Below are 9,342 nucleotides of genomic sequence, written 5' to 3'. Positions count from 1 at the left end.
CTGAGTTCCATCCAGAAAGTGGGGCGCGGGCTGCGCAGGGTTCAGGCGCAAGGGCTCAAGCGAGAGGTTTGATCGCGATCACGCTGGCATGCTCGACACCGCCGCTGGCGGCCTGGCCGGCATAGTCGATGGCCAATCCTTCATACCCGGCCTCTTCCACCTGCAACCCGGCGAGTTGGCATTCACGGATCAGGATCTCGGGGTCCACCAGATTGATCAGCGGGGTGCCGTTGAGGGCATCGCTGGCGTGGCTGGCGCTGTCGATGGCGTTGGAGGCACTGGCCTGGGCCCGGCTGCGGAAGTAGCCGGCGATGTCGGCGATGTAACCCGGCCACTCCTCACCCGCGGCGTTCAGCCGTTCGTATTCCTCGACCCGGGCCGCCCAGTGCGGGAAGTACGGGGTGTCGCAGATCAGGAACAAGCGACCGCCCGGCGCCAGCCACTGGGCCATCTTGCGGATCGATTGGCGAAAAGCCTCGGGCGCCAGGAAATGCAGGACCCGGGCGGCATGGATGGCCTGGAATCGATTCGCTGCAAAATCCAGGTCCGGCAATGCACCGGCCTGGGTACTCAGGCGGCCCCGCAAGCGTGGCGCCACGCTGTTGGCGAGAATCGTCAGGTGCTGCTCTTCAATATCCACGGCCAACACCCGTGCCCCCTGCTCCAGGGCCGCAACCGTCGCCACGCCATAGGCGCAGCCCATGTCCATCACCTCGCCGGTCGCGGTGGCAGCACAGTCGACAAACATTTGCGAGCAAGCCGGTAGCACCGTGGTCATGGCGCCGGTGCCATTGAGCGTCGGGATCATGCCCTTGATCTGCTCGGGCATGCTCACCACGGCGGGCACAGCCTGCGCAATCAGAGGTTCGGCATGACTGCACACCAGGTCCCGCAGCTGCATCAGGACTGCACCCTGGGCGTCACAGATATCGATGTCCAGGCGAGAAACCGTGGAGGGCATCTCCACTTGGGCAAAGTCATTTTCGGAGGCGCGCAGCCATAGCCAGGCGGCCCCTTCCAGGGCGCCCTGCACGATCACCTCATCCACCGACAGCAGCGTGAGGGCCGCGACCTCGCAGGCCTGGGCCTGGGCCAGCAATCGAGTCAGTTGCACCAGCACCGTCTCAGGCTGCAGCACCGGGTACCAGCCGGGCTCGCCCGAGTGAATGACGAGGCGCCGCGCGGTCGGGGCCTGACGCCGCTCGAACAGCGCCTGACCGGAGATATTGAGCACGGCGTCGACCTCGCCCAGAGTACTGATGCGGTAATCGATCACGTCGTTGGCACCAGGCACCAGGGTCAACTCCACCGTCACCGGCTGCTGATTCACCCACAGCGGGTGGGGAAAAATGAGGTCGTGCAGCAACAGATCCAGCGGCTCGTCGGCCGCCACTTCGGCGGCCTGCTGCGCGGCCTGGATCAGCATGTGCAGATGCGCCAGCTCAACAAAACGCCGGGACTGGTCAGCACTGCGCTCGACAAACCAGGGCTCCTGCCCGGTGAAGTCCGAACGGTACTTTTGCGCCATGAAGGTTGAAACGTTGCGCTGCAGGATCGCCGAGAGCGGCGCGGCGCCCGGGCCGGCAGCCGGACGGCCGGCACCTGCCTGGGGCACCCACAACCAATGCCGGGCAAAGGGATAGGTGGGCAGCTGGACCTTTTTCAGCGCTGGCTGGCCGGCATACAAACGCGGCCAATCCACCGTGACCCCAGCCACCCAGACGCGGCCCAGGCCACGCTGGTTACCCTCATCGAGCCACTGGCTGACGATGGCGTGCATCTCGCTGCTGGCAAACAGTTGACGCACGTCCTTGCCGGTTTCCAGATCGCACTTGAGAAAGGCGCCCGCCTCTTCCTTGCCGGACAACAGCAGCGCCAGGCGCTCGGCCAATACCGCCAGCGAATCGGCAAATACCACGGCGCGATAATCGAAGTGTTCGCGGCCGGTCTGCAAGGTGTTGGCAACGCCCTGCAGGGTCAACTGCCCGGCCTCGGGGGATTGCAGATGGGCAAGCAAACGTTTGGCTATCTGCTCAAGCTGATCCGCGGTGCGCGCGGACAGCAGGATCGCCTGTTCGCCCGCGACCTGTGGCGGCACGCGGTTGGCCTGAGGGTCGAGGTACTCGCCGAGCACCATATGGCCCGTGACACCGCCGAAGCCGTAGTTGTGGATGCCGATATGCCGGGCCTGGCGCTGGTTCTCCAGCGCCTTGTGCGCCCAGGGAGCGGTCTGGCGCACCGGTTCGCAGGCAAAGTCGCCCCGTTGCGGGTCCCAGTTGAAGTGCTGCAGGTTGGCGATCTTGATCAAGGTGTCGTGCTTGAACGCCAACAGGCTCTTGATCAGCGAGATCACCCCGGAAGCCCCGGAGAAATGCCCCAACTGGCCTTTGAGCGTACCCAGGGCCGGCTTGCTGGCGCAGCCTTTGAAGACCTTGTCGAAGGCGTTGAGCTCCACATCGTCGGCCATCGGGTTGGCAGTGCCCTGGGCTTCGATGTAGTCGATGTCCTGGGCTTGCAGGCCCGCCTGCTGCAGTGCCTCGATGATGGTTTCGCAATGGATTTCGGCATTGGGCGCGGTGAGGTAGAGACTCTTGCCGCCATGACGCACCGACATGCCCTTGATGACACCGAGGATCGTATCGTTGTCGCGCTCGGCCACCGACAGCCGCTTGAGCATGACCACGCCCAGGCCATCACTGAAAAAGTGCCCGTTGGCCTGCTTGTCGAAGGGACGGACGACGCCGTCGCCGGTAAACAGGCCCAGCTTGCGGTTGTAGACATTCACTTCCGGGCTCAACACCAGGTTGACGCCCCCGGCGATAGCCACCTGGGCCTGACCGAGACGCAGCGCCGTGATGGCCCTGTCGATGGCGACAAAGGAGCTGGTGCAGGCCGCGTCAACCGTCGACACCGGGCCCTTCCAGTCAAAGTAATGAGCGATGCGGTTGACCAGCATGGCATGGGCGTTGCCGGTGTTCAGGTGGCCGTCGATCTCCACCTGGCTGGCACGGATCAGGTCGGCATAGTCCTTGCGTTCGATGCCCAGGAACACCCCGACTTTCTGTTGGCGCAATTGATCACGCTGATAGCCGGCGGTTTCCAGGGTTTCCCAGACGGCTTGCAGCATCAGTCGATGCTGCGGGTCGATCAACAGGGCTTCGCGAGGGGAAATATTGAAATGCAGCGGATCGAAATCACCCACGCCGTCGATAAAGGCGCCGTGGTAGCAGTCGGTCTTGTCCGGGCTGTCAATGCCGCCAAAGATCGCCCGCCAATCCCAGCGGTCGGCCGGCACCTCGGAAATGAAGGTTTCATCGGCCACCAGACGCTGCCAGAAGTCATCCAGGCCAGTGGACTTTGGCAGGCGAGCGGACATGCCGATAATCGCAATATCGTCGGTCAGGGCCGAGGTATCGCCGTGCCTGTCCGTCCCTGTGGCGGCAACTGGCCGAGGCCCCTGCCCGCTCGCTGCGCGCACGGCCCGGGTAATCGGCTGGACCGTGGCCCCGGCCATATGGCCGTGCTCGTCAAAGTAGCGCTGCAAGCGATCGGCGACCAGATGTTCGAGGTGCCCGGGCGCCACCGCGGGGACTGCTTCAAGGCTGACCCTGGGCGCGATGTGAAGCGCCAGGGCCGCCAGCGAGGCATGCTCCATGAAGGTCGACGGTGCCAGGTGCAAACCGCGAAAGTGGCTGGCGATGCGCTGGGAGAACTCCATCAGGGAAATGGAACTGAAGCCGTAGTCGGCCAGGTCACGCTGCGGGTCGATATCGCTGCGATCCAGGTGCAGGGTGGTGGCCAGAAACCCGATCAGCTCGGCCAGCACCTGTGCCTCGGAAACTGAACCCGGTGCCTGGGCCGCTACGGGCTGATGCACAGCCCCATGGAGTTGCCGGATCACATCCAGCGCCTGGGCTTCGGAAATGCTCTGGCTGGAAACCTTGTCGATAAAAGCGTTCAGGTACGGCATCACGAGGCCCTCGAGATTTTCTGCAGTTCCGACAGAAAATTGTCTGCGTTGATTTCTTTGTTCTGGATCTTGCGAATCAGGCTCAGGTACACGCCATCGTGCTCGGCGGTCACCTGATCCAGGACTTCAGTGGCCTGGTCGAGCACCCGCGCGCGGTCACTGAGGGGGATCAGGAACTGGCTGTCCCAATCGATGTGCAACGGATCGTCGAGCTCAGCCAAGGCCGCCTGATGCTCCTGGGCGCTGATCTGTTGCTCGGTCGCCAGGCTGGCCAGCACCTCGCTGCCCAAGCCGGCCAGCAGACGGGCCTTGACCTTGCTGATTTCAGGGTCGCCGCTCTCGTCCTGGATGAAGGCCCGCTTGCGGCTCCGGGCGACGATGGCCGCCGCCCCGGCATTGGCGTGGGGGCCTCGCAGGCGGTACTGGGCGGGGAAACACGGGGTATTGAGCAGGCTCCAGAAGGCCTTGAATTCCCGCGCCGGGTCCGGTACCAGGCCCAGTTTCATGCCGATCACCACGCTGGCCAGGGGCGCCATGATGATCTTGTCGGTGTCGGCGGTTTGCCCCAGCTCCTGCTGGCTCAGACGGTAGTTGCCGGAGACCACCTGGGCGTACCAGCGCGACGCCATTTCCAGGTACGGGAAGGTGCCGATCACACCGATTTCCTGCAGCCCGTACTGGTTGAACAAGCGCGGGTCATCCCGGTAGAACAGGCCCATGGCCAAGTCCCGAACCGGCTCCAGACCTTGCACATAGTCATACAGCGCTCCGGTGCGGTAGCCGGTGCACAGCACCACCACATCGATGTCTTCAAGGACCTGCTCATGGCCGACGTGGAAGCATCGGGCGCCGGCAAACTTCTCCACCTGGCCGAAGATCGTTTCGATCTTCCCGGCGTTGACCAGATCCACGACTTCATCATTGATATGAATGAACGGGTGCTGACGGAACTCAGTCAGGCTCGGCTGCAACCCACTGCGCTGCAGGGCCTCGCTGAAGGCCGGCAGCGCCAGCTGCAGACGATCGATATTGCGTTGTGCCCGCAGAATGTCGGGGATCAACAGGTTGGCAGGCGACACAAAGTCATTGGGCACAAAGCCGACCATGCGCGGCAGGATGAACTTGCGCGAACGCTGACTCCAATAGACTTTGGCGGCGACCTTGCTGGCTTCCCCGGCGATGTCCATGCCGCTGACGCCGTTGCCGATCACCAGGACGCGCTTGCCCGCCAGTGGTGCATTGTCGAAATACTGTCCCGAATGCAGCACTTGGCCGGTGAAGGTATCCAGACCGGGAATGCGCGCATGCTGAGGAATCTGATAGCGCCCGTGGCACAGTGCGACCCCATCGAACATTTCCCGGCGACGGGTTCCTGAGGATTCGATTTCCACCTCCCAGCCGCCGTCCCGGGACTGGACCGAAACCACCCGGGAGCGGCAGTGAATGTGGCGCGCCAGGTCAAAACGCGCGGCATAGGCATCGAGGTAGCGCCGCACATCGTGGACATTGGGAAAGGTGTCGCTGACGTCTTCGGGATAGAAGTCGGAAAAGAAACTGGTGTCCCTGGAGTTCTGGAACCGGGTGGTGGTGTAGGTGCCCACCTGCTTGTCGCGCTTGAGATTCCACACCCCGCCCAGAGTCTCCTGGGCCTCGTACACCACCGGCTGATGCCCTTCTTCGAGCAGCGATTTGGCCATCACCAGACCGCCGGGGCCGGCACCGATCACGCAAATCCGCCGCCCGCCGGGGCTGGCCGCCACCGTCGGTTGCTCCGGGTTCAGGGCGTTGTAGGTCTTGAACTGGAACGGATAACCGGGCAGCACCAGTTTCTTCGCGCTGCCCCGGGGATGCACGGCCTGCCAGTCGATCACCGCGCCGGCGACCCATTGCGCGCCCACGGCGTCCGGTTCGCGATCAGCTGCATGCGGCTGGCCGCTGTAAAAAATGCGACTTGGCCACGCTGTATCCGCTGAGTCTTCGGCCAGGGCTTGCAAGGCCAGGGTCAACTGCTCGCACACCTCGGCGATAGAGGCCGCGGCAAACGCCAGGCGCACCTTGAGCGCTTCGCGGCCCACTTGCAGGGTGTAGGCCAGATCCCGCAGCCGCACCTGTGGCTGGCCCTGCAGGTGATTCAATTGCTGCTCCAGGACGCTCGCCAGTTGCGCCGGGGTTCTGGCGGAAAACACCAGCCATTGTGCGGCGTCATCCTCGGGGCGAACGGTGTCCGGCGGGCAATATTGCTCGACGATCAGGTGGGCGTTGACCCCAAAGCCAAAGCTGTTGATGGCCGCGCGCCGGGGCGAGCCGGCCTGGGGGCTGGCGATCCAGGGCTGGTTCTGCGCACTGATCCGGAACGCGCTGTCAGCCCACAACCGGGCGATGTCCTCTTGGGTCACGCCCGGCACGCCCGGCTTGATCCCCTGCTGCAAGGCGAACACCACCTTGATCAGCGCCGCCATTCCAGAGGCCACTTCGCTATGGCCGATGCACGGTTTCAAGCTGCCCAAGGTGCAGCCCTGGGCGACCGATCCATCGGCGTCATGTTCGGCGAACGCTGCTGTCAGGGCGCTCACTTCAACGCTGTCGCCCAACAAGGAGCCGGTGCCATGGGTTTCGATGTAGCCCAGCGACTGCGGCGTTACCTGGGCATCCGCCAGTGCATCGAGCATGGCGCCGCTGATGCCTTCCCGGTTCGGAGCCGTCAGCGAAGAAGAACGCCCACCGTGACTCACGCTGCTGCCCTTGATGACGGCGGCGATCCGGTCATTGTCGGCCAACGCCTGGGCCAGCGGCTTGAGAATCACCACCGCGACGCCTTCGGAACGCACGTAGCCATTGGCCCCGGCCTGGAAGGAACGGGTGCTCTGGTCGGGGCTGAGCAAGCCCATGGCCTGGTAACTGTGGAAGTGTTCGGGGGACAGCAACAGGTTGACCCCACCGACCACCGCTTGCTCGCACTCGTGATGCCGGATCGCCCGAATCGCCCGATGCAGGGCCACCAGCGAAGACGAACAGGTGGTCTCGATGCACTCGCTGGGACCGACGAGGTCCAGGGTGTAGGACAGCCGATTGGCGACCATGGACGCCAGATGCCCTGTGACCAGATAGCCCTGGTTTTCTTCATCTTGCGACGCCACCACGGCGTAATCGTTCTGTGAAGCGGCGATGAACACCCCGGTGCGCCGCTGGCTGAACGCCTGGGCACTGATGCCGGCGTCTTCCAGTGCCCGCCAGGTGCAGGTGAGCATCAGTCGCTGCTGAGGGTCGATCAGTTGCGCCTCCTTGGGCGCCACACGGAAAAAGCCCGGGTCGAAATCGAACGCACCCGGGATGAACCCACCCCACAACGGCGCATCGGCCGGGCCCAGGTGCGGGCGTTCCTGGGCCGAGGAAGTGATGCAGTTGCGCCCGGCCAGGACGTTGTCCCAAAAGGCCTGCGCGCACGGCGCCTGCGCGAAGCTGCAAGCCAGGCCGACAATGGCGATGTCCTGGTGCGAATCGTCGCGGTGATTGACCCGCGGCTCGCGGCGTCCAGGTGCGGGGGCAATCACCTGCGGCGATGTTTCTGGACCGGAAAGAATCAGTTGGGCGATGGCCGTCGGGCTGGCGTGACTGGCAAGGTCGACCAAGGTCAATTGCCTGCCGAAACGCTGGTTGAGGTGGACCAGAAAGGCATTGGCCGAAATGGAATTGCCGCCCATCTCGGCAAACAGGCTGTCAGGCTGGATGTCCTCCACCCCGAGCAAGGTTTGCCATTGATCGATGATGTAGCGTTCCACCTCCCCCTGCCCTGCGGTGCGGGTGGCCGCGCTCACGGAAATGGGCCGCTGTGCCAGCAGCTTGCGGTCGACCTTGCCATTGGGCGTCAGCGGAATGCTGTCCAGTGGCAGGAGAAAACCCGGCACCATGAAGCCGGGCAACTGCCCGCTTAGCCAGGTTTTCAAGCGCCCGGCCAGGGAGGCGTCGGCCGCGTTCGGATCACGCGGGACGAAGTAGCCCACCAGTTGATTGGAACCGGCCTGTTGCCGAGCCACGACCACCGCTTGCAGGACCTCGGGGTGACTGTCCAGGTGAGCTTCGATATCACCCACTTCAACCCGGTAGCCGCGAATTTTCACCTGATTGTCGATTCGCCCCAAGTGCTGCAACAGACCATCGGCCCGCCAGCAGGCAAGGTCGCCGGTGCGGTAGAGCTTGCCGGTGGTTTCGAGGGGATGGTCGATGAATTTTTCGGCGCTCAGGTCGGGACGGTTCAAATAGCCGTCGGCCAACCCGAGGCCCGCGATGCACAACTCCCCCGGTTCACCGATGGCGCAATGACTGTCATCGTCGCGCAGCAGGTAAAGCCGAGTGTTGGCGATGGGACGGCCAATGGATACCGGCTGGCCGGGCTGCAGCTTTTGCAGGGTCGACCAGATGGTGGTTTCGGTTGGTCCGAACATGTTCCAGACGGCGCACCCGGCCTGTTCGAAACAGCCTTTCAAGGCCTCCGACAACGGCTCGCCGCCACACAGAATGCGCAACTGCGCCGAGGGTTGCCAACCGGAGTGGAACAGCATCATCCAGGTCGCCGGGGTTGCTTGCATGAGGGTCGGCCGGACCTGGGCCATCAGCGCCTTCAGTTGCCCGGCATCGCTCACAGCCTCAGCCGGACACAGGTGACAGCAGCCACCGACGATCAACGGCAGGAGCAATTCCAGACCGGAGATATCGAAACAATGGGTGGTGACGGCGAGCAAGGTGTCATCGGCAGACATGCCGGGCTCTTCGGCCATCGACAGGAGGAAGTTGCTCAGGGCGCGATGACTGATCATCACCCCTTTGGGTTGGCCCGTGCTGCCGGAGGTATAGATGACGTAGGCCAGGCTGTCGGCAGCCGTCGCCAACGCCGGCAGGGGTTCCTGGAACCCGGCAACCAGCGGCCATTGGCGGTCCAGGGCGAGGCTGGTGCAGTGTTCGCCCAACAGTGCCGCAAGCATCGGCTCAACCGCGGCCTGGGTCAGCACCCAACGGCTGTCGCTGTCCTCGAGCATGTAGCGCAAGCGCTGTTCGGGATACGCCGGGTCCAGCGGAACATAGGTCGCACCGGCACGGGCGATGGCGAGCATCGCCACCACCAGGTCCAGGGAGCGGTTCATGAAAATCGCGACACGCGAACCGGCTTCCACCCCCTGGCCGACCAGATAAGCCGCCAGTTGAGTGCTCTTTTCCGCCAATTGGCGATAGCTCAGGCTGTGCTCTGCATCCACCAGTGCAATCGCGTCTGGAGTCGCCTGTGACCTGGCATCAAACAGTTGATGGAAACCCACTTCGTGGTTGAAAGCGCGCACGTTGACGCGCCATTCCAATGGAACAGGATTGACTGACATGGG

General features: G+C 63.8%; 2 protein-coding genes. Both read right to left on the bottom strand.

Annotated features, from left to right (window positions below):
* Positions 1 to 55: 55 nt before the first annotated feature.
* A complete protein-coding gene (locus tag ACSSVC_RS18310; RefSeq protein WP_492611125.1) occupies positions 56 to 3,970 on the bottom strand; it encodes a beta-ketoacyl synthase N-terminal-like domain-containing protein in 3,915 nt (1,304 codons plus the stop codon).
* Positions 3,970 to 9,339 carry an amino acid adenylation domain-containing protein gene (locus ACSSVC_RS18305; RefSeq protein WP_492611124.1) on the bottom strand — a complete coding sequence of 1,790 codons (5,370 nt, stop codon included), beginning with the start codon at positions 9,337 to 9,339 and terminating at the stop codon, positions 3,970 to 3,972. Before ACSSVC_RS18305 ends, ACSSVC_RS18310 begins: the two co-directional genes overlap by 1 nt.
* Between the last annotated feature and the right edge of the window lie 3 nt (positions 9,340 to 9,342).

It is taken from the genome of Pseudomonas sp. E1BtOHC1, from assembly GCF_058744285.1.
The sequence above is the reverse complement of the archived record's forward strand: the minus strand, read 5'-3'. Positions and strand labels throughout refer to the sequence as shown.